This is a genomic window from Leucobacter sp., assembly GCF_053528595.1.
The window spans coordinates 15461-37145 of the sequence record NZ_JAIVPF010000039.1 but is presented as its reverse complement, the minus strand read 5'-3'; the positions used below and the strand labels follow the sequence as shown (position 1 = coordinate 37145).

The 21685-nt window shown below is 72.4% G+C and carries 19 protein-coding genes; 10 read left to right on the top strand and 9 right to left on the bottom strand.

From position 1 onward, the window contains the following. Positions 1-55: 55 nt before the first annotated feature. Positions 56-1453: a YibE/F family protein gene (locus ACWKZU_RS08070; protein ID WP_449281805.1), complete on the top strand. Its 1398-nt coding sequence runs from the start codon at positions 56-58 to the stop codon at positions 1451-1453. Here the strand turns inward: ACWKZU_RS08070 and ACWKZU_RS08065 are convergent. Further along, on the bottom strand, positions 1437-1802 hold the full coding sequence (locus ACWKZU_RS08065) for a DoxX family protein (RefSeq protein ID WP_449281804.1): 366 nt from the start codon (positions 1800-1802) through the stop codon (positions 1437-1439). The two genes, ACWKZU_RS08070 and ACWKZU_RS08065, sit on opposite strands and share 17 nt — an antisense overlap. A 112-nt stretch (positions 1803-1914) precedes the next feature. Between ACWKZU_RS08065 and ACWKZU_RS08060 the strand changes: the two genes are divergently transcribed. Genes ACWKZU_RS08060 through ACWKZU_RS08050 form a run of 3 tightly spaced genes read left to right on the top strand, consistent with a single transcriptional unit; the run spans position 1915 to position 3694 of the window. Further along, a complete protein-coding gene (locus ACWKZU_RS08060) occupies positions 1915-2349 on the top strand; it encodes a winged helix-turn-helix transcriptional regulator (protein ID WP_449281803.1) in 435 nt (144 codons plus the stop codon). A gap of 4 nt (positions 2350-2353) precedes the next feature. Beyond that, positions 2354-3040, top strand: coding sequence for a cyclase family protein (locus tag ACWKZU_RS08055; protein WP_449281802.1), 687 nt, complete (start codon positions 2354-2356; stop codon positions 3038-3040). An 18-nt stretch (positions 3041-3058) separates the two neighbouring features. Continuing rightward, a complete protein-coding gene (locus ACWKZU_RS08050) occupies positions 3059-3694 on the top strand; it encodes a 1-acyl-sn-glycerol-3-phosphate acyltransferase (protein ID WP_449281801.1) in 636 nt (211 codons plus the stop codon). 161 nt (positions 3695-3855) lie between these two features. Here ACWKZU_RS08050 and ACWKZU_RS08045 read toward each other — a convergent pair whose 3' ends face one another. Then, positions 3856-5298 carry an MFS transporter gene (locus tag ACWKZU_RS08045; protein ID WP_449281800.1) on the bottom strand — a complete coding sequence of 481 codons (1443 nt, stop codon included), beginning with the start codon at positions 5296-5298 and terminating at the stop codon, positions 3856-3858. A gap of 37 nt (positions 5299-5335) precedes the next feature. Then, a complete protein-coding gene (locus ACWKZU_RS08040; protein WP_449281799.1) occupies positions 5336-6469 on the bottom strand; it encodes a 3-isopropylmalate dehydrogenase in 1134 nt (377 codons plus the stop codon). Between the two features lie 151 nt (positions 6470-6620). Here ACWKZU_RS08040 and ACWKZU_RS08035 point away from each other — a divergent pair, with 151 nt between their 5' ends. Together ACWKZU_RS08035 and ACWKZU_RS08030 are read left to right on the top strand one after the other, a co-directional pair. Beyond that, positions 6621-8093, top strand: coding sequence for an aldehyde dehydrogenase family protein (locus ACWKZU_RS08035; protein ID WP_449281798.1), 1473 nt, complete (start codon positions 6621-6623; stop codon positions 8091-8093). 160 nt (positions 8094-8253) lie between these two features. After that, entirely contained in the window at positions 8254-9054 is an 801-nt protein-coding gene (locus tag ACWKZU_RS08030) for an SDR family NAD(P)-dependent oxidoreductase (protein ID WP_449281797.1), read from the top strand. 18 nt (positions 9055-9072) lie between these two features. Here the strand turns inward: ACWKZU_RS08030 and ACWKZU_RS08025 are convergent, their stop codons facing one another. The 5 genes from ACWKZU_RS08025 to ACWKZU_RS08005 all read right to left on the bottom strand — a co-directional run bounded on the left by ACWKZU_RS08025 (position 9073) and on the right by ACWKZU_RS08005 (position 15819). After that, a complete protein-coding gene (locus tag ACWKZU_RS08025; RefSeq protein WP_449281796.1) occupies positions 9073-10476 on the bottom strand; it encodes an amidase in 1404 nt (467 codons plus the stop codon). Between the two features lie 44 nt (positions 10477-10520). Further along, a complete protein-coding gene (locus ACWKZU_RS08020; RefSeq protein ID WP_449281795.1) occupies positions 10521-12329 on the bottom strand; it encodes an ABC transporter ATP-binding protein in 1809 nt (602 codons plus the stop codon). Further along, the gene (locus ACWKZU_RS08015) at positions 12329-13240 is read right to left on the bottom strand and encodes an ABC transporter permease (RefSeq protein ID WP_449281794.1); all 912 of its coding nucleotides are present in this window, start codon (positions 13238-13240) and stop codon (positions 12329-12331) included. Before ACWKZU_RS08015 ends, ACWKZU_RS08020 begins: the two co-directional genes overlap by 1 nt. 2 nt (positions 13241-13242) lie before the next feature. After that, positions 13243-14190, bottom strand: a complete 948-nt coding sequence (locus ACWKZU_RS08010; protein WP_449281793.1) for an ABC transporter permease — start codon at positions 14188-14190, stop codon at positions 13243-13245. A 108-nt stretch (positions 14191-14298) separates the two neighbouring features. Continuing rightward, a complete protein-coding gene (locus tag ACWKZU_RS08005; RefSeq protein WP_449281792.1) occupies positions 14299-15819 on the bottom strand; it encodes an ABC transporter substrate-binding protein in 1521 nt (506 codons plus the stop codon). A 244-nt stretch (positions 15820-16063) separates the two neighbouring features. Between ACWKZU_RS08005 and ACWKZU_RS08000 the strand changes: the two genes are divergently transcribed. Continuing rightward, a complete protein-coding gene (locus ACWKZU_RS08000; protein ID WP_449281791.1) occupies positions 16064-16822 on the top strand; it encodes a FadR/GntR family transcriptional regulator in 759 nt (252 codons plus the stop codon). On the opposite strand, the gene ACWKZU_RS07995 is transcribed toward ACWKZU_RS08000, so the two are convergent. Continuing rightward, entirely contained in the window at positions 16773-18062 is a 1290-nt protein-coding gene (locus ACWKZU_RS07995; protein ID WP_449281790.1) for an MFS transporter, read from the bottom strand. The two genes, ACWKZU_RS08000 and ACWKZU_RS07995, sit on opposite strands and share 50 nt — an antisense overlap. 205 nt (positions 18063-18267) lie before the next feature. On the opposite strand from ACWKZU_RS07995, the gene ACWKZU_RS07990 reads away from it, so the two are divergent. The 3 genes from ACWKZU_RS07990 (at position 18268) to ACWKZU_RS07980 (ending at position 21601) form a co-directional block, all read left to right on the top strand. Continuing rightward, on the top strand, positions 18268-18777 hold the full coding sequence (locus ACWKZU_RS07990) for an Lrp/AsnC family transcriptional regulator (RefSeq protein ID WP_449281789.1): 510 nt from the start codon (positions 18268-18270) through the stop codon (positions 18775-18777). A gap of 41 nt (positions 18778-18818) precedes the next feature. Next, positions 18819-19994: an acyl-CoA dehydrogenase family protein gene (locus ACWKZU_RS07985; protein ID WP_449281788.1), complete on the top strand. Its 1176-nt coding sequence runs from the start codon at positions 18819-18821 to the stop codon at positions 19992-19994. A gap of 74 nt (positions 19995-20068) precedes the next feature. Beyond that, positions 20069-21601, top strand: a complete 1533-nt coding sequence (locus ACWKZU_RS07980) for a M15 family metallopeptidase (protein WP_449281787.1) — start codon at positions 20069-20071, stop codon at positions 21599-21601. Positions 21602-21685: the final 84 nt, after the last annotated feature.

Below are 21685 nucleotides of genomic sequence, written 5' to 3'. Positions count from 1 at the left end.
CCGCGGCCACTCCCACACCCGGGTGCCGAGCCGCGCGGTCTCCGCGTCTCCGCTCGTGCGATATCTCACCCTCGGGCTGCTGGTGCTCGTCGCCGGCGCGACGGCCTGGGGGATGGCGGCGCTCTGGCCCGACGGCTCCGACGTGGCGCGGGTCGCCGATCGGGCGATGTACGTCGCCGAGGGAGTGACCTTCGAGCGCGGCGAGGTGCTGCGGATCGCGGAGGGGTGCGGCACCGGTCCCGTCGACGGCTCCGGAGCCGCGGAGGGATCCGGAGCCGGGGGCGCGGCGGGCGCCGAGGCCGGCGCGGCCGGCGCGGGGGGCGAGGCCGGCGCGGAGGCTGTGGACCTCGGGAGGTCGGAGAGCACCTGCCTGCTCGCCGGTGTCGGCGTGCGCACCGGGCCCGACGCGGGGCAGTTCATCGACGTCCAGCTGCGCGGCGCGCTCGCCACCGCGGGCATCCGGCCGGGCGACCACCTCGAGCTGATCGCGTACCCCCTCGCCGCGGGTGCGGAGCCCGGCGCGGGCGCCGTCGCTCCCGAATCTGCCGCTGATCCCGAATCGGCAGCGGATCCCGAGGCCGCCGCGGATCCCGAAGCCGCCCCCGGCCTCGCAGCGAGCTACGAGGTGGCGCGCGGCTACGACGCCACCGGGGTCTTCCGCGGCTGGCAGCTCGTGCTGCTCACGCTGGTGTTCGCGGCGGTGGTGATCGCCGTGGGGCGCTGGCGCGGGCTGCTGGCGCTCGCGGCGCTGGGGGTGGCAGCCGGGGTGCTGCTCGCGTTCGTGCTGCCCGCGCTCGTGGCGGGCCAGCCCGGACTGCTCGTGGGCGTCGTCGGGTCGAGCGCGATCATGTTCGCCACCCTGTACTTCGTGCACGGTCCCAACCTGCGCACCACCGCGGCGCTCGTCGGCACGCTGTGCGGGATCCTCATCATGGCGGGGATCTCCTTGATCGCGGTGCACGCCACCCGGCTGAGCGGGGTCGGCGACGAGGCCTCGGGGCGGCTGTCGGCGATGGCCGCGGAGATCGACTTCCGCGGGCTGCTCAGCTGCGCGATCATCATCGCGGGGCTGGGGGTGCTGAACGACGTCACGATCACGCAGGCCTCGGCGGTCTGGGAGCTGCGGGCCGCGGCCCCCGGCATGCCGCGGCGCGAGGTCTACGCGCGGGCGATGCGGATCGGCCGGGACCACATCGCCTCGACGGTCTACACCGTGTTCTTCGCCTACGTGGGAGCGGCGATGAGCGTGCTGATCCTGCTGTACCTCTACAACCGGCCGATGCTCTCCCTGCTCACGCACGAGGACATCGTCACCGAGATCGTGCGCACGCTGTGCGGCAGCGTCGGGCTGGTGCTCGCGGTGCCGATCACCACCTGGGTGGCAGCGCTCCTGCTGCCGCCGGTGGAACCGGTCGCGGGTGCGAGGAGCGCCGACGTCACCGCAGCGCGATGAACCCGAGCACCGCGCTCGCCAGCGCGAGCACGCCGAGCACGGCCGCGGGAGCCGCGGTCTCCCGGCGCCGCACGTGCACCACGACGGCGCCGACCATCGTGAGCACGAGGCCGACCGCCGCGATCGGGGTGAGCACCGGCGCGATGCCGGTGGCGAGGGGGAGGATCAGGCCGAGCGCACCGAGCACCTCGAGCGCGCCGATGACCTTGATCGTGGCCGGGGCGAAGTCCTCGACGTAGCCCATTCCCCCCGCGGCGAGCGCTTCGCGGGATCGGGCGAGCTTCATGATCCCGGCGCCGAGGAAGGCGAGTGCGAGGAGGGCGTTGACGATCCAGAGGGCGATGAGCATGGGATTCTCCGGTGATCTCGAGTGGGGTCGCTTACGATGAGTAAGCAACCCCATCGTGCAACACGGAGGGGCGGCGTGCAAAAGGCACATCGATGTGAGTAGGTGACATGGAATGACGGCGCAGGAGGCGGCCCCGCTGACCGACTACGAGGGATCGTGCAGCGGCGCGCACGGCACCGAGGACGGGCGGGTGATCCGCGAGGTGCTCGCGCGGATCGGCGACAAGTGGTCCCTGCTCGTGGTGGCGACGCTGCGGGGCGGGAGACTCCGCTTCACGGAGCTGCAGCACCACATCCCCGGCATCTCGCAGCGCATGCTCACCCTCACGCTCCGCCACCTCGAGCGCGACGGCCTGCTCTCGCGCACGGTGCACGCCGAGGTGCCGCCGCGGGTCGAGTACGAGCTGACGGATCTCGGCCGGACGCTCATGGAGCACGCCGTGGGGCTCGGGATCTGGGCCGTCGAGAACCGGAGCCGGATCGAGGCCGCGCGAGCCGCGTACGACGCCTCGGCGGGCCGGCCGGCGCGCCGCCGTGACGGAGCCTGAGCACGTGATCGATCTCAGCCATCCCATCGTCACCGGCATGACCGTCTACCCGGGGGATCCCGCGGTACGGGTGGAACCCGCGCTCACGGTCGAGGCGGACGGCGTCGCCGTGGCGCACCTCGATCTCGGCTCGCACACGGGCACCCACGTGGACGCCCCGGCCCACACCATCGACGGCGGGCGCACCGTCGACCGCTTCTCGCTCGACGAGCTCTCGGGCGAGGCACTGATCCTCGACGTCGCGGACCGCACCTCGGACGAGGGCCGGATCGACGCGGCGGCGCTCGGCCTCGACCGCTTCGCCGGGGTGCCGCCGATCGTGGCGATCCGCACCGGCTGGGATCGGTACTTCGGCACCCCGCGCTACCTGCGGCACCCGTACCTCGATGCCGGGGCGGCCTCGAGGCTGCTGGAGCTCGGCATGCGGGTGCTCGCCGTCGACGCGCTGAACCCCGACCGCACGCCGCGGCCCGGCGAGGCGGCCGACTTCGCCGTGCACGCGGCCGTGCTGGGGGCGGACGGCGCGATCGTGGAGAACCTGCGCGGACTCGAGCGGCTCGGGGAGCGGGCCTGGGTTGGCGTCTTCCCGCTGCCCCTCGCGGGTGCGGACGGCGCGCCGGCGCGAGCGGTCGCGGTGCCCTCCGGCGCCGGGGGCCCGGGCGCTGCGGCATATCCCTCACGGGATCGATGAGCATCGTACGCTGAAGGGATGATCTGGGATTCGCTCCGCGCCGCCATCGCCCGACTGTTCTGGCGCCTCTCGCCGTGGACCCTGGTGCGAGAGGCGCAGCCCGTCGCCGGTCCGCGGCTGCTCATCGGCGCGCCCCACACCTCGAACTTCGACTTCCTGCTGATGCTCGGCATCGCCTGGGAGGCGAGGATGCGCATCCACTGGCTCGGCAAGCGCGAGCTGTTCCGCGGGATCGCCGGCCCCGTCATGCGGGCGCTCGGCGGCATCCCGGTGGACCGCGCGAACGCGGCCGGGGTGGTCGACGAGGTCGTCGCCCGCGCGCGGCGCACCGAGCGCTTCCTGCTCGTCGTCACACCCGAGGGCACGCGGCGGGGCGCCGGATGGCGCAGCGGCTTCTACCGGATCGCCCGGGCGGCCGGCCTGCCGGTCACGCTGGGCTTCGCCGACGGGGCCACGAAGACGGCCGGGCTGGGCATCACCATCGCTCTCACGGGCGACGTGGTGGCCGACATGGACCGCATCCGCGCGTTCTACCGCGACAAGTCTGGGGTGCGTCCGCAGTACCGCACGGAGCCCCGGCTGCACGACGAGGCCGGGCTCACCCGGCAGCTCGCCGAGGGTCGGGAGGACCGGGAGGGCCGGGAGGGCGGCTGAGGGGTCGCGCGGAAGGGCGCGTTGCGCTCCGCGCAATCCCCTCAGCCGAGACCGAGGGGATTGCACCGGCCCGAGGGTTTCAGCGGCGATACTCCGTGCGGTCTCGAGGAATGGACTCGGTTTCGGCGGGATCGGGCGGCGCGGCGCAGGGCGGCGCGAAGTCAGCTCGGCAGCGAGGGGTGCTTCTCGCCCGTCGGCTGCCTGGGGATGAACAGCGACAGCACGAGGGCGATCGCGCCGGCGGCGATCGCCAGCCAGAAGCAGATGTCGAACGCGGCGCGGCTCGGCACCGCGCGACCGTCGAAATCGGTGCTCATGGCCGCGAGCACACCGCCCATCACGGCCGAGGCGCTCGAGGTGCCCACCGAGCGGAAGAGCGCGTTGAGGCCGTTCGACGCGCCGGTCTCGTGCGCGGGCACGGAGCGCATGATGATCATGGGCATCGCCGCGAAGGTGAATCCGATGCCGACGCCGATGAAGATGTTCGCGGCGAGGATGTGCCACACCTCGCTCGACCACAGCAGCACGAAGACGTAGGCCAGCACGATCGCCGCCGTACCGCCCGTGAACAGCGGCCGGGGGCCGATCGTGCGCTCGAGCCAGCCGGAGAGCGGGGAGATCACCATCATCACGAGGCCCGCGGGCATGACGATGAGCGCGGCCTGCATCATGTCGAGACCGAATCCGGATCCCGATTCGACGGGCAGCTCGAGCATCTGGGGGAAGGTGACGTTCGAGGAGAACAGCGCGAAGCCCATGCCGATCGCGGCGATGTTGGTGAGCAGCACCGCGGGTCGTGCCGCCACGCGCAGATCGAGCAGCGGGTCCGAGGCCCGCAGCTGGTACCAGCCCCACAGCAGCAGCACCATCACGCCGCCGATCCCGCTCGTCAGCGTGAGCGGCGAGCTCCAGCCCCACTCCGCGCCCCGCGAGACGAAGAGCAGGATCCCGGTGAGGCCCAGCGCGAGCCCCGCGGCGCCGAGCAGGTCGAGGCGGCCGGCGGTGCGCAGCACGTCGCCCGGCACGAAGAGCGCCACGAGCGGCAGCCCTACGACGCCGAGCCCCGCCGCGAGCCAGAACAGCGCGTGCCAGTCGGTGTGCAGCGCCAGGTAGGCCGCGATCGGCATGCCGAGCGCGCCGCCGACGCCCATCGTGGCGCTCATGAGCGCCACCGCGGTGCCCAGCCGCTCGGGCGGCAGCACGTCGCGCATGATGGCGATCCCGAGCGGGATCACGCCGGTCACCGCGCCCTGCAGCGCCCGGCCGATGATCACCCCGACGATCGAGCCCGCGAGCGCCGCGATGAGCGAGCCGACGACGAGCAGCGCCAGCAGCACCAGGACCACGCGCCGCTTGCCGTACATGTCGCCGAGCCGCCCCGAGATCGGAGTGGCCACGGCCGCGACGAGCAGGGTGATCGTGACCACCCAGCTGGTGTCCTCCCGCGAGGCGTGCAGCAGTTCGGGCAGCTCGGCCTGCAGCGGCACGACCAGCGTGAACATGAACGACGAGCAGAGCCCGGCGAAGGCGAGCACCGCGACGGTGGCCCAGCGCGGCGGGGTGCGGGAGAGCCGCCTCCTGGCCTCCTCGTCCCTGTTCCCCACCCGACCAGGCTATCGTGATGCGGCGCGGGGTGGCGGTTTACGGCAGCCGCGACGGCGCGAGGCCCGCCAGCACGCCGAGCAGCGAGTCGGGTACGAGCGCGGCGTCGGCCCGACCCTCGCGCACGATCCCGGCGATCCTGGCGCCGATCTCGGCGGTGCCGGCCCCCATCCGGGGACCCGAGAGCGCGGGGAGCGCGCCGAGCACCCCGACCGTGGCGGCCTCGACGGCGCGGGCCGCCTCGCCCTCGCCGAGATGGCCCAGCATGAGCGCGAGCGAGAGGATCGCGCCCGCCGGGTTCGCGAGGCCGGTCCCGGCGATGTCGGGGGCGGAGCCGTGGATCGCCTCGAACATGCTCGGCGCGCTGCCGTCCAGGTTGAGGTTCGCGCTCGTCGCGACGCCGAGACCGCCCTGGATCACGGCGCCCAGGTCGGTGATGATGTCGCCGAAGAGGTTGTCGGTGACCACGACGTCGAAGCGCTCGGGCGTGAGCGGCAGATGGAAGCACATCGCGTCGACGTGCACGTAGTCGACCTCCACCTCGGGGTAGCGCTCGCCCACGTCGGCGACGACCTGCTGCCACAGCTGCCCGGCCGCGACGAGGATGTTGGTCTTGTGGCAGAGCGTCAGCCGCCTGCGGCGGCCGAGCGCGAGGCGGAACGAGAAGTCGACGACGCGCTCGATGCCGGCGCGCGTGTTGAGCGACTCCTGCATGGCGACGGCGTGCGGGGTGCCGGCGTGCACGGTGGATCCGCGGCCGACGTAGGCTCCCTCGGTGTTCTCACGCACGATCACCAGCTCGCAGCGCTCGGGCGCGAGGTCGGCGATCGGCGTGGGCACGCCGGGGTAGAGGCGCACGGGCCGCACGTTCGCCGCCTGCTGGAAGCGCTGGCGCATCTCGAGGATGAATCCGCGCTCGAGGATGCCCGGGGTGACCCGCGGGTCGCCCATCGAGCCGAAGAGGATCGCGTCCTTGCCGCGCAGCTGCGCCTCGACGGCGTCGAACAGCTCGCCGGTCTCGAGGTAGTGGTTGGCACCGGCGGCGAAGGTGCTGCGCTCGGTGCTGAATCCGAATCGCTCCTCCGCGGCGTCGAGCACCTCGAGCGCGCAGGCGACCACCTCGGGGCCGATGCCGTCGCCGGGCAGCACCGCGATCTCGTAGCTGTTGGTCATGATCGATCCTTTCGGCGGCGCTCGGCCGCTCGCGCCTTGGAGATGGGCCTGTGGTGATCTATATTAAATGGTAAGACCACTCAGCGCGAGGGTGTGCCGCAGGCATCGCCGCCTACGCCGCGCGCCCGCCGTCCACCACCAGGGAGCCGCCATGCCAGACGCACTCGATCTCATCGCCCCAGCCGGCGCCCTGCCGATCGGCACCGGCTGGCGCGAGACGGGCGTCTCCTCCGAGATCGTCTTCCCCTTCGACGGCAGCGTCATCGGCCGGGCGCCCGTGAGCACCGCCGCCGACTCCCGGGACGCGCTCGACGCCGCGGAGGCGGCGAGGGCCGAGACGGCCGCGCTCACCACGGCGCAGCGCCGGGCGATCCTGGTCGATCTCACGGCCCGGGTGCGCGCCGAGGCGCAGCGCCTCGAGGACCTGCTCGTGCTCGAGACCGGCAAGCCCCGCGTCGACTGCCGCACCGAGGTGAACCGCACCGTCGTCACGCTCGAGGCGACCGCCGAGGAGGTCTCGCACATCCACGGCGAGACCGTGCCGCTCGACCTCCAGGAGCTCGGCCGCGGCATGATCGGGTACTACACCCGGAAGCCGGCCGGCGTGGTCGTCGGCATCGCCGGCTTCAACTACCCGCTGCTGCTCGCCACCCACAAGCTCGCGCCCGCCATCGCCGCGGGCTGCCCGGTCATCATCAAGCCCGCCCCCAACACCCCGCTCGCCACGATCGAGCTCCTCGCGATCACCCGGGAGATCCTCGCCGCCCATGGCGTCACGGCCGCCGCCGCGCAGCTCGTCAACGGCGACCCGATCGTCGGCGAGACGCTCGTGCGCGATCCGCGCGCGCAGGTGGTCTCCTTCACCGGATCCGCGAAGATCGGGCACCTCATCGCGCAGCAGGCGGCCCCGCGCAAGGCGGTGCTCGAGCTCGGTTCGAACACCGGCTTCATCGTGGCGGACGACGCCGACCTCGAGGCGGCCGTCGACGCCGTGCTGCGCGGCGGCTTCTACGCCAACGGGCAGGCCTGCATCTCGGTGCAGCGCGTGGTGCTCGAGCGCGGGATCGCCCGGCGCTTCGCCGAGCGCCTCGTCGAGCGCATGGGCGAACTCGTCTTCGGCGATCCCCGCGACCTGCGGACGAACGTGGCGCCCGTCATCAACGCAGCCTCGGGCGAGCGCATCCGCGCGATGATCGATCGGGCGCTCGCGGCCGGGGCGAGCCTGCTCACCGAGGGGCCGCGGGCGGGCGATGCCGCCCATCTCGCCCCCGTCGTGCTCGGCGACGTGCCCGCCGACGTCGACGTGTGGTGCGAGGAGGTCTTCGGGCCGGTCGTGTGCCTCACGACGGTCGACTCCGTCGACGCCGCGATCGACCTGGTCAACGACTCCCGCTACGGGCTGCAGGCCGCGATCTACACGGCGTCGCTCGAGAGCGCCTTCGCGGCGATCGATCGCCTCGAGGTCGGCGGTGTCGTGGTCAACGAGATCCCGGGCTTCCGCTCCGACATCATGCCCTACGGCGGCGTGAAGGACTCCGGGATCGGCCGCGAGGGCCCGCGCTTCGCCATCGAGGAGTTCACCGTCACCCGCATGGCGATGATCCGTCCGAGGGCCCGCGGCTAGCCCCGCCTCTCGTACCCTGCCCGCCCCCGTCATCCTGCGTGCGTGGAATGCTGAGGCGGAACGCGTCAGCGTTCCGCGCATTCCACGGTGGCGCTACCGCGCCAGGCGAGTCGCAGGATCCATCCCATCCCCGCCCAGTCGTACGCCTCAGGAGACCCGCATGAACGCCCCAGCCCCCATCGACTACTCCCGGCTCTTCCGCCTCGACGGCCGCACCGCGGTCGTGATCGGCGCGGGGAGCGGGATCGGCCGCGAGGCCGCCCGGGCGCTCGCGGCGCAGGGCGCGCACGTGGTCGTGGCCGACTTCTCGCTCGAGAGCGCCGAGGCGACGACCGCGCTGATCGCCGAGGCGGGCGGCGTCGCGGAGGCGTACGAGCTGAACGTGCTCGACGACGACGCGGTCGAGGCCGCCGCCGAGCGCTTCGGCACCGCCTCGGCGCTCGTGTTCACCGCCGCGACCAACGTGCGCAAGCGCATGGACGACTACACGCTCGACGAGTTCGACCGCGTCGTGAACCTGAACCTGCGCGCGTCGTTCCAGCTGATCCGCCGCTTCGGCGCCCGCTTCGCGGCGAACGGCGGCGGCTCGATCGTCGGCTTCGCCTCGATCCGGGCCCAGGTCGTCGAGCCCGGTCAGGGCGTCTACGCCGCGACGAAGGCGGGGCTCGTGCAGCTCGCGAAGACCGCGGCGGCCGAGTACGGCCCGCAGGGCGTGCGGGTCAACGTCGTCTCCCCGGGCGTCGTCGAGACGCCGCTCACGGCGCAGATCAAGGCGGACGACGAGTGGTATGGCGCGTACGCCTCGAAGAGCGCGCTCGGCCGCTGGTCGCGTCCCGACGAGCTCGCCGGCGCGGTCGTCTACCTGGCGTCGGACGCGTCGTCGTTCGTGACGGGATCCACGCTCACCGTCGACGGCGGCTGGACCGCGATCGACGGCCGCTTCACGCCGCCCGCCGGGTGAGCGCCGACCCGCCCGCGCTCAGACGACCCGCGACCAGTCGACCGCGGCGCCTTCGCCGCGCACCGACTCGAACCACAGGGCCACGCGCATGAGACGGTCGTCGGTGCCGATCCCCGAGGCGATCTGCAGCCCGACGGTGCGGCCGTCGGCCTGCACCCCCGCGTTGATCGACACCGCCGGCTGCCCCGACATGTTGTAGGGCGCGGTGAACGAGATGTGCCCCATGGTCCGGAGCGGGTCGGTGATGGGCATGGGATCCTCGGCCGCGAAGGCGGCGACGGGCGTCACGGGCGACAGGATCAGGTCGAATGGCTCGGTCGCCGCCCGCGTGAGACGGGCCATCTCGTCGACCATGTTGCGGTTGCGCACGGTCTGCGCGGCCGAGAAGCCGGCGCCGGCCGCGCACCACTCGGCGATGAACGGCAGCACGTGCGCCCGCTGCTCCTCGTCGAGGGCCTCGAAATCGGCGAAGGAGCGGCTGCGCCAGAAATCCACGAGACCGTCGAGCACCGTGGCGGGCACGAAGGGAGCGAGCGGCTCGACGTCGGCGCCCGCCGCCTCGAAGAGCGACGCCGCGCGCTCGACGGCCGCGCGGGTCTCGGGCTCGACGGGGAGGCCCGAGCCGGCGTCGAGCTGCAGCGCGACGCGCATCCCGGCGGGGGAGAGCGGCTCGGTCGACCAGTCCATCTCGCGGTAGGCCCGGGTCAGGTAGTCGCGGGGATCGGGCCGCGCCACGATCGACATGAGGCGGATCGCGTCGCCCGCCGTGCGCGTCAGCGGGCCCGCGGCGCGGCCGGCGTAGGGCACGTCGAGGGGGATGAGCCCCTCGCTCGGCTTGAGCGCCGTCAGGCCCTGCCACGAGCCGGGGAGGCGGATCGACCCGCCGATGTCGGTGCCGACGTGGAAGGGGCCGTAGCCGGCCGCGGCGGCGGTGCCGGCCCCCGCGCTCGAACCGCCCGCGGTGTGCGCCGGGTTCAGGGCGCCGCGGGTGATGCCGTGCAGGCTCGAGACGCCCGAGGAGAGCATGCCCCAGTCGGGCATCGTGGTCGACCCGACGATGACCGCGCCGGCCTCGAGCAGGCGGTCGGTGGTCGGTGCGTTGGCGGCGGCGATCGGCGGGTCGGGGATCGCGGTGCCCGAGGGCTTCGGCAGGCCGGCGCGGGCGATGTTCTCCTTCACCGTGGCGGGCACCCCGTCGAACGGGCCGAGGGGTGCGCCGGCGCGCCAGCGCTCGGTCGACGCGGCTGCGTCGGCCCGCACCTGCGCGGGGTCGAAGAGGTAGAGCGCGCCCAGCTCGGGCTCGCGCTCCTCGACCCGGGCGATGACGTCCTCGGCGACCTCGGCGGGGGTCAGCGATCCGTCGGCGTACCCCGCCGAGAGCGCGGCGGCGTCGAGGGAGGCGGGGCGGCTGGTGGAGGTCATCCTGGGGCCTTTCGTCGAGGTGGGCGGTGGGGTCGAGAGCGGCGTCAGGCGCTCTGCGCGAGCTCCTGCCGCAGCGTCAGCGACGAGTCGATGAGCCGCTTCGTGTAGGGGTGCTGCGGATCGCGGTACACGGTCTCGGTGTCGCCGGCCTCGACGATCTCGCCCGACTGCATCACGATCACCGAGTCGCAGAGGTGCCGCACCACGTTCAGGTCGTGCGACACGAACACGAGGGTGAGCCCGTACTCGTCGACGAGATCGGCCAGCAGGTTGAGCACCTGCGCGCGCACCGACACGTCGAGCGCGCTCACGGGCTCGTCGGCGACGACGACCCTCGGGCGGCAGATCAGGGCGCGGGCGATCGAGATGCGCTGGCGCTGCCCGCCCGAGAACTGGTGCGGGAAGCGCGCGGCCGACGAGGCGGGGAGGCCCACGGCCTCGAGCATCTCGGCGACCATTCGCCTGCGGTCGGCGGCGCTCTCGCCGCGGCCCGGCACGAGGAGCGGCTCGGAGACGATCTGCTCGACGGTCATGCGCGGATCGAGCGAGCCCATCGGATCCTGGAACACGATCTGCAGGTTCTGGCGCAGTGCGCGCAACTGCGCCTCCTTCGCGCCCCGCACCTCGTTGCCGGCGACGACCGCGCTGCCGGACGTGGGCTGGTCGAGCCCGGCGAGGATGCGCAGCAGCGTCGACTTGCCGGATCCCGACTCTCCGACGACCCCGAGACGCCCGCCCTCGGGCACCTCGAACGAGATGCCCTTGAGCGCCTGCACCTGGGGAGCCGGCTTGAAGAGGCTCGTGCGGCCGCGGGTGTAGGTGCGCACGAGGTCGGTGACGCGCATGACCGGTGCGGAGCCCTCGGCGTCCATGCTTCGACTCGGCTCCGCCTCGCTCGGCACGGCGCCCGCTCGCGCTCGCTCGACCGGCGGGTGCTCCGCTCGCTCGACCGGCGGATCCGCGGTCTCCGCGCTCGGCGGCACGTACTCCTGCGCCGTCGCGACGGTGAAGAGGCGCCCGCGCTCGTCGACGGCGTCGAGATCGGATGCGGCGAGGAGTCCCCGGGTGTAGGGGTGCTGCGGGCGGGTGAACACCTCCTCGGTGGTTCCCGACTCGACGACGACGCCGTTGTTCATCACGAGCACTCGGGTGCACATGTTCGCGACGACGGCCAGGTCGTGGGTGATGAACAGGAGTCCGGTGCCGCGCTCCCGCACGAGCTCGAGGATCAGGTCGAGCACCTGGCGCTGCACCGTCACGTCGAGCGCGGTCGTGGGCTCGTCGCACAGCAGCAGCGCGGGATCGTTCGCGAGCGCCATGGCGAGCATGACCCGCTGGCGCTGGCCGCCCGAGAGCTGGTGCGGGTAGGCGCGGGCTGCCTGCGCCGGGTCGGGCAGGTGCACGGCGTCGAGCATCTCGACAGCGCGGCGGTTCGCCTCGGCCTTGCTGGGCGCGAGCCGGTGCTGCAGGATGATCTCGGCCACCTGGGCACCGGCGCGCATGAGCGGGTTCAGCGCCGTGAGCGGCTCCTGGAACACCATCGCCACGTCGTTGCCGCGCAGCCTCATGAGGTCGCTCTCGGGCGCCTCGAGCAGGTTGCCGGCGTAGCCGTCGAGCTCGACCGATCCGTCGGCGGTCACGCCGTTCGGGAGCAGGCCGAGCAGCGCGGTCGTGGTCATCGACTTGCCCGATCCGGACTCGCCGATGAGGCCGATGCGCTCGCCGTGCGCCATGTGCAGCGAGAAGTCCTGCACGAGCGTGCGGTGCGGGGTGCGCACGTTGAGATCATCCACGCGCAGCAGCAGCTCGCCGCGCTCGGACGGGGCGGGGGCGCTCTTCGGTTCGGTGCGCATCAGTCGCGGCTCCCGTTCAGTTTCGGATCGAAGCGGTCGCGCAGGCCGTCGCCGAGCAGGTTGAAGCCCATGACGGCGATCGCGATGGCGACGCCGGGCCACACGGCCAGCATCGGCTCGGTGCCCAGGAACTGCTGCGACTCCTGCAGCATGCGGCCCCACGAGGGGGTGGGCGGCGGCGTACCGAGGCCCAGGAAGCTGAGACCCGCCTCGGCGAGCACCGCGAGCGCGAACGACACGGAGGACTGCACGACGACCATGCCGACGATATTGGGCAGCACGTGGCGCACCGCGATCCGGAATCGCGACTGACTCGCCGCGCGCGCGGCGAGCACGTACTCGGTCGTCATCACCTGCAGGGTGCCCGAGCGGGCGACGCGCGCGAAGCCGGGCACGGTGGCGATGCCGATGGCCACCATCGCGGTGAGCGTCGACGCGCCGAACACGGCGCTGAACATGATCGCGAGCAGCAGGGCGGGGAAGGCGAGCGCGATGTCGGAGGCGCGCATGATGACCTCCTCGATCCAGCCGCCCCGGATGCCGGCGAGGATGCCGAGCGGCGTGCCGATCACGATCGCGATGCCCACCGAGATGACGCCGACGAAGAGGGTGATGCGGGCGCCGTAGAGCATCGCTGAGAAGACGTCGCGGCCGTACTTGTCGGTGCCCATCAGGTGGGCGAGGCTCGATCCCTGCAGCCGCGCGGCGGGATCCGCCTGCACGGGGTCGTAGGGGGTCCAGACGAACGACACGAGCGCGGCGATCGCGACGAGCCCGATGAGGATCAGCCCGATGATGAGCGTCGCGGAGAGGCGCCGCCGGCCCGGGCCGGTGCTGGCTCCGCCGGGGGCGAGGATCGCGCTGGTGCGCGGCGCCTGGACGGGCGGTGCGGGGACCTGTTGCGTGCTCATGGCTAGGCGCTCCTTCGCAGGCGCGGATCGACGACCGTGTACAGGATGTCGACGACGAGGTTCAGGATCAGGGTGATCGCGACGAGCACCATCACGACCGACTGCACGGTGAGCAGGTCGCGGTTGCCGACGGCGTCGAGCAGCATCGAGCCGAGGCCCGGAATGACGAACACGCGCTCGATGACCACGGCGCCGATGATGAGGGCGGCGATCTGCACCCCCGTCACCGTGATGACCGGGATGGCGGCGTTGCGCAGCCCGTGCTTGAGCAGGGCGCCGTTCTTGCTCAGGCCCTTGGCCCGTGCGGTGCGGAGGTAGTCCTCGCTCATCACCTCGAGCACCGCGGAGCGCACGTAGCGGGTCAGGATCGCCCCCTGCACCGAGGCGAGCGCGACGACCGGCAGGATCAGGCGCCGGATGAAGTCGCCGAAGTCGACGGCCGGGGCCGTCCAGCCGTTGGCGGGCAGCCAGCCGAGACCGACCGCGAAGATCATGACGAGCAGGATGCCCGCGAGGAAGCCGGGGATCGCGACGCCGATCTGCGAGCCCAGGCCGATCGCGACGCCCGAGAAGCTGCGGTGCTTCACGGCCGCCCAGGTGCCGAGCGGGATCGCGACGAGCAGCGCGACGGCCATCGCGGTGAGCACGAGGATCAGGCTCACCTGCACCCGGTCGAGCACCATCGGGCTGATGTCGGTGCGGGTGAGGTAGGAGGTGCCGAAGTCGCCGCGGAGCAGGCCGCCGAACCACTCGAAGTACTGCACGACGAGCGGCCGATCGGTGCCGAACTGCTCGCGGGTCTGCTCGAGCAGCTCCGGGGTGGCGTTCACGCCGAGGGCGATCTGCGCCGGATCGCCGGGGATCAGGCGCATGAAGAGGAACACGACGACCGTGGCGACGACGTAGGTCACCGCGAATCTCGCGAGATTGATCAGGATCCGTATGGCCATGCGGCTTCCTCGGGGTCGGGTGGTGGGTGGTGCGGGATCATCCCGACGGTTGAGCGAGGAGCGGAGCGACGAGTCGAAACCCGATCCGCCCCTCGCCCGACCCGCCGGCTACTGCCAGCTCAGGTTCGTGAGATCGAGCGCTTCGATGATCGCATTCTCGGGCATGCCCTGCAGGCCCGCCTTCGCGACGGTGATGTTCGGGAAGAGGAACAGCACGCCGGATGCGGCGTCGTCCACGATCTGCCGGGCGACCTGCTGCATGCCCTCGATGTAGCCATCCTCGTCCGCCGCGTCCGCCTCGGCGGCGATCGGCGCGATCTTCGAGTTGTCGTACCCGATGTAGTAGTCGGGGTCGTTGAAGACGGTGAGGATGTCGCGCGCCTCCACGGCGAGCACGGTGGTCATCTGGTAGTCGTGCTTCGTGAAGACCTCGTCGAGCCAGACGGCCGGGAACTCGGCCGACTTGATGGTCGCGTCGATGCCCACGTCCTTGAGCTGCGAGACGACGATCTCGGAGACGGCCTGCGCGTAGGGGCGCGTCGGCACCGTGAAGGTGATGTCGAGGTTCTCCTGACCGGCCTCGGCGAGCAGCGACTCGGCCTTCTCGGGGTCGTACGGGTAGACGTCGTTCAGATCCTCGTAGTACGGGTCGGTCGGCGTCGCATAGGTCGCCACGAGCGATCCGTAGCCGTTCCACGCGGTGTCGAGGATCGCCTGCTCGTCGAGCGCGTAGAGCACCGCCTGGCGCACGCGCACGTCGTCGAAGGGCGCGGCGCGGTTGTTGAGCGAGAGCGAGACCTCGCCGCTCGAGGTGCCCGTGGTCACGACGAAGCGGTCGTCGGTCTCGAAGCTCGAGAGCAGCTCCGGGGCCTGCAGATTGGCGATCGCGTCGACGTCGCCCGTCTGCAGCGCGTTCGTGGTCGCCGTGGCGTCGGCGAAGTACTTCAGCGTGACCTGCTCCACGCCGGGCGCCTCGCCCCAGTAGTCGTCGCGGGTGTCGAGCACGAGGCTCTCGTTGGGCGTCCACTGCTCGACCGCGTAGGGGCCGGTGCCCACGGGGGCGTTGGCGAGGTCGTCGACCCCGTCCTCGGAGAAGATCGCGCCGACGGGGGTGGCGAGGCTGAAGAGCCACGCGTTCGAGGGGGCGCTCAGGTGCACGGCGACCTCGGTGGGGGAGAGGACCTCGACGGAGTCGACGACGTCCATCTTGGCCTTGAGGCTCGAGACCCAGTCGGTCTTCACCCGATCGAAGCTGAACTTCACGTCGTCCGCGGTGAACTCGTCTCCGTTGGAGAAGGTGACCCCCTCCTGGAGGGTGAAGGTGTAGGTCTTGCGATCGTCGCTGACGCTCCACTCCTCCGCCAGCAGCGGCACGATCTCGCCCGACTGGTCGAGCTCGACGAGGCCTTCGTAGACGTTCGACATGAGCGCCTGCGGGATCGCGGACCCCGCGGTGGTGGTGAAGTCGAGGTTCGTCGGGGTGCCGGTGAGCGCGATGGTGGCGGTCGTGGGGGTCTCCCCGTCGCCGCCCGCGCTGTTGCCGGCCCCGGCGGAGCAGGCGGCGAGCCCGAGAGTGGCCGCGGTCGCGAGTGCTGCCGCGGTGAGAATCGCTTTCTTACGTCGCATCATTGCTTTCCTGTGACTGTGGCCCCGTGTGGCGGGGCCGGTGGTGGGGGTCGTTTCGGGCGACGATGCCCGGTCGCCGTTCTGCACTGCACAGCGTATCCGCGGAACGGCCGAGTATGTCCTTCCAAAGATCTCGAGAGATTTCGAACCAGGATACATGGTAAGGCCACTTAAGTGGGCGCTATTATCGGATCACGCGCTGCCGACGGCATCGGCGACCCGGTGCATCGATCAGGAAGAGACTCAGGTGTCCACGACTCACAGCTTCGAGCCGGCGGTGCCCGTGCACACGTATCAGCGCATCGTCGACCAGATCGAACAGGCCATCGTCTCCGGCGACATCCCCGTCGGATCGCAGCTCGCGAGCGAGCGGGACCTCATGGTGCAGTTCGGCGTCAGCCGCCCCACCGTGCGCGAGGCCCTGCGCATCCTCCAGAGCATGGGCCTGCTCGAATCGCGTCCCGGCACCCGCGGCGGCCCCGTGGTGCTCGCGCCGTCCTCGAAGACGCTGTCGCGCTCGCTGCGCGCGATGGTCGGCACCGACGCGCTCGACGTCGCCGCGCTGATCGAGTACCGCGTGGTGCTCGAGGGCACGACGAGCCGCCTCGCGGCCGTGCGCCACGACGAGGCGCAGCTGTCCCGCATGCGCGCGGCGATCGAGCAGATGGAGCGCGACGCCGAGGCCAACGCCGACACCTTCGCCGACGCCGACCTCGAGTTCCACGAGGCGATCTGGGAGGCGAGCGGCAACGAGGTGCTGCGCCTCAGCGGTCAGGCCGTGTCGGGGGTGCTGCGCGTCATCATGCAGCGCGACGCGGAGGGCGAGCACCACGACAACCGGGTAAAGCTCGAGTCGGCCTCCATCGACCGGCGGCTGTTCGCCGCGATCGAGCGACGGGACGTCGAGGCGGCCGGGCGGATCGCGCGTCGCGCGGTGGCCGACCGCTTCGCTCCGCTCATCGAGAACGAGCTCGATCGCCGCGTGCTCGCCGTGCTCGCGGAGTAGGGGCCCCGGCCAGCCGGGCGAGCACGAGGCTCGCCGCCGCCGCGATCAGCGCGAAGACCGTCACCGCGTCGGGGAGCCCGAACCGCTCCGCCAGCGCGCCCAGCGCGATGATCGGCACCGCGCTCCCGAGGTAGGTGACGGTGTAGATCGCGCTCACGGTCGAGGCGTGCCGCGCGGGGTGCACGCTCGCCGTCGCGGCGGTGAACGCCGCCTGGAACGCGACCCCCTGCCCCACGCCCGCGAGCGCGCTCGCGGCGACCAGGAACCACGCGGCGCCGACACCGCCCGCCGCGGCGATCCCGGCGAGCGCGACCGCCAGCGCGATCAGACCGACGGGCAGCCGCCGGGCGCCCGAGAGCGGCAGCAGCTGCACGAGCGCCGAGGACGCGAGGGTGACCGATGCGAGCAGGCCGATGACGGGGCGCGAGTCGGTGCCGACGATCTCCGCGAAGTGCGACGGGGCGAGCGAGAGGCAGAAGCCGAACACCGTGAAGCTCAGGAACCCGGTGGCCGCGGCGATGCGGAAGCGGCGGGCGGCGATCGGGTCGTTGCGACCGGACGGGCCGGGGCCGTCTGGGCGGGGATCCGGCGCGTCCGGGAGCGCGATGCCCGCGAGCCGAGGCGCGCACTCGTCGTGCGGGGCGACGGCGAGCACCACCGGCACGAGCACAGCGAGCACGGCCGCCACCACGAGGAACGGGGTCTGCAGCGGAGCCCCGACGAGGGAGAGCATCCCTCCCACGACGGGACCCGCCGCGACCCCGCCCGAGGTCGCGAGCAGCGTCAGACGCCCGACCAGTGCGGGTCGACCGGGCAGGAGCGCGCGCAGCGCGCCCGATCCGGTACCCGTCGCGCAGGCCACGGCGACGCCCTGCGCGGCGCGGGCGGCGCAGAACCACCCGAGTGCCGGCGCGAAGGCGAGGGCGGCCGTGGCGAGTGCCGCGACCGCGAGCGCCGCGACGAGCACGGTGCGGCGGTTCACCCGGTCGGCCACTCCTCGGAACAGGAGCAGGCCGACGATGAGCGAGAGCACGTAGCTGGAGAAGGCGATCGAGATCCCGAGCGCACCGGTTCCCAGCCGCCGCTCGAGCAGCGGGAACAGCGGGGTGCTGAGATTCGCGCTCACGAGCAGCGCGAAGAGCGCGAGCGAGGCGATCGCGATCCGCGTGCGCGGGCGGTGCAGCTGCGGCGGAGCCGGCTGGCTCGGGGTGCTGAGCGATGCGGGTGCGGTCGCACGCATGGCGGGGCTCCTTCTCGCGGACGCAGGGGTGGCGCGTCCGTGGTCGGCCCGCGGGGTGCTGCGGGCGGTGATCCGTGTGCGGCGGGGGTGTCCGCCGGCACAGTGAGTAGTTCAGCGCATGTGGATCGATCTGCGCAAGTCGCTGAATGATGATTGATCGATATGATCGATCTGATGTCACACGGATGAGCAGAAAGTGGTCAGAATGAGTGAAATCGATGCGACGGATCGCCGGATCCTGCTGCTGCTCGACGAGGACGGACGCATGCCCACAGCGATGATCGCCTCGCGGCTGGGTCTCGCCCGCGGCACCGTGCAGGCGCGTCTCGAGAAGCTGCGCGAGTCCGGGGCGCTCCGGCTCCACAGCGCGCGGATCACCCCCGCCGCTCTGGGGCGGCCGGTGGGGGCGAGCGTGCAGGTCGAGCTCGATCAGCACCAGATCGGCGAGGCGATCGCGGCCCTCGCCGATCTCCCCGAGGTGCTCGAGTGCTTCGCCCCTGCGGGCAGCACCGACCTGCTGCTGCGGGTCGTCGCCAAGAGCCCCGAGGACCTCTACCGCGTGAGCGAGGAGATCCGGCTCTGCCCGGGCATCAACCGCACGTCGACCAGCCTCTTCCTGCGCGAGGTGATCCCGTACCGCGTCACGGGCCTGCTCGCCGAGGGGAGCGGGCCCCGGCGCGCGAGCGGGGAGACTCCGCGGCGGCGCTCCCGGTAGGGTGGCAGACGCGGCACCGCCGAGCGCCGCGGGGAGAGGCGATGACGGATCGAGAGACGCGGCACGCGCAGCTGGCCGAGGAGTACCTGCCCGATGCGCTGATCGTGCGCTTCCGCGAGCGGGCGGCCGTGTACGACCGCGAGAACCGGTTCTGCGACGAGGATCTCGCCGAGCTGCGGGCGCGGGGGTATCTCGCGCTGTTCGTGCCGGAGGAGTTCGGCGGGCCGGGGCTCACCCTGCACGAGGTGTCGCGTCTGCAGCAGCGGCTGGCCGCCGCGGCCCCGGCGACGGCCCTCGCCGTCAACATGCACCTCATGTGCACGGGTGTGGTGCGGGCGATGTTCGCGCGCGGCGACCGCTCCCTCGGCTACGTCTTCGAGGAGGCGATGGCGGGCGAGATCTTCGCCTTCGGCATCAGCGAGCCCGCGAACGACTGGGTGCTGCAGGGGTCGAGCACCGCCGCGGAGCCGCAGAGGGACGGCGGCTACCTGCTCTCGGGCGTCAAGATCTTCACCTCGCTGTCGCCGGTCTGGACCCGGCTCATCGCGCACGGCCTCGACGCCTCGGATCCCGAGCGGCCCGAGCTGGTCTACGGTTTCGTCGAGCGCTCGGCACCCGGCATCTCGGTGTCCGACCGCTGGGACGTGCTCGGCATGCGGGCCTCCCAGAGCCGCACCACGACACTCCACCGCACCCCGATGCGGGCCGACCGCGTGGCGCGCCGCATCCCGACCGGCCCGCAGCCCGACCTGCTGATCTTCGCCATCGCCGCGAACTTCCAGCTGCTCGTCGGCTCCGTGTACGCGGGTGTGGCCCGGCGCGCCCTCGAGCTCGCGGCCGACGGACTGCGGGGCCGCAGCTCGGCGAAGCTCGGGGCGCCGCTGGCCGAGGTGCCCGAGATGCGGGCGCGGATCGCCGACGCCCACCTGGCCTTCCTCGCGGTGCCCGCCGAGCTCGACGCCTGCACGCGCGACCTCGACGAGCTCATCGACCACGGCGCCGGGTGGCCGCTGCGCCTCGTGAGCGCGCGCCTGCACGCCGCGGAGGCCGCGCGCCGCACCGCGGAGACGGCGATGCTGTGCGCCGGGGGAGGCGGCTTCGACAGCGACAGCGAGGTGGGACGCCTGCTGCGCGACGCCACCGCGGGGCTGTTCCACCCGCCGAGCGCCGACGCCGCGCGGCCCATGTACGCGGCGGCGCTGCTCGACGAGGAGTGAGCGAGGGGCCCGCCCACCGCGGCGCTACGGGCGCAGGGTGTCGGAACGCGGCGAATTTTGTCAGAATCGTTGCCATGGCCGCTCCCCAGCTCAGGTTCCGCCCGCGCACGATCGGTGCGGCGGGCGCGCTCGTCGCGATCCTCGCGCTCGGCCTGCTCACCGCACCCGCTCAGGCCGAGGAACTGCCGCGGGACCCGGTGCCGGAGCAGTCGCCGCCGGATCAGGGGACCGGCGCGACGGATCCCGCCGATGAGAGCGGCGATCCGAGCGTCGACGACTCGGATCCCGGCCGCGAACCGCAGGATCCGGATCCCGCGCCCTCCGACCCCGCCGCAGACCCGGGGGACGGGACGACCGCTGATGCGCCCGGCACCGCCGCCCCGGGCGCCGCGGCGCCGGCCCCGCTGACCGCGCCGGCCGCGATCCCGTCCCGCTTCGTCGACATGAAGCCGGGGCAGCGGTTCTACCGCGAGATCGAGTGGATGCGCACCTCCGGCCTCTCCACGGGCGTCCGCACCCCGAGCGGGCAGGCCTACCTGCCCAAGCACAACCTGTCCCGCGAGGCGATGGCGGCGTTCCTGTACCGCCGGGCGGACCCGCAGGGCTACACGCCGCCGAAGACGTCGCCGTTCGTCGACGTGCCCACCACGCACAAGTTCTACCGCGAGATCTCGTGGATGCGGAAGACGGGCCTCAGCACCGGCATCTCCACCCCGAGGGGCCGCGAGTACCGCCCGAGCGAGCGCCTCTCGCGCGAGGCGATGGCCGCCTTCCTCTACCGCAGCGCGAAGCCGAAGAGCTTCACGCCGCCGAAGTCCTCGCCGTTCCTCGACCTGCCGACGAATCACAAGTTCTACCGCGAGATCACCTGGATGGCGACGGGCCTCACGACCGGCACCTGCACACCCCGAGGACGGGAGTACTTCCCGGGCGGCAAGCTCACCCGCGAGGCGATGGCGGCCTTCATGTACCGCAGCGCGAAGAAGCTGAAGGTCGAGCTGAACGCGTGCGTCCGCCCCGACCTCAACAGCCCGGCGTCGATCACGGTCGTCGTGAACAAGAAGCGCCCCCTCTCGCCGATCCGCTGGGCGCCGGGCGACCTCGTCATGCCGGCGGGCATCCCCAACACCAACGGGCAGCCGGTGCGCCGGAAGACCGCGCAGGCACTCCAGAGCATGAACGCGGCCATGCGGGCGGAGATCGGCCGCGGATTCATCATCACGAGCGGCTTCCGCAGCTACGAGTACCAGGCGCAGCTCTTCAACAACTACGTCGCCCGCGACGGACTCGCCGCCGCCGAGAGCTACTCGGCCCGGCCCGGTCACTCCGAGCACCAGACCGGCCTCGCCGTCGACCTCGACGACGGGCTGGGCTGCGGCTTCCAGGGCTGCTTCGGCGTCTCGGCGGCCGGCCAGTGGCTGCGTCACAACGCCTACCGCTTCGGCTTCATCCTGCGGTACGACAGCGGTCAGCAGCACATCGTCGGCTACATCTACGAGCCGTGGCACTTCCGCTACGTCGGCACCGCCGTCGCGCGGGACATGCACGATCGCGGCTACGTCAATCTCGAGACGTACTTCCAGCTGCCGGCGGCCCCGCGCTACTGAGCCGCGCCACCGGCCGGGGCGCCGTGGGGTGCGGTGGCGCACTGCGCGGCGTGGTGCGCCGGCGGGTCGGCCGGTGGCGGTGCG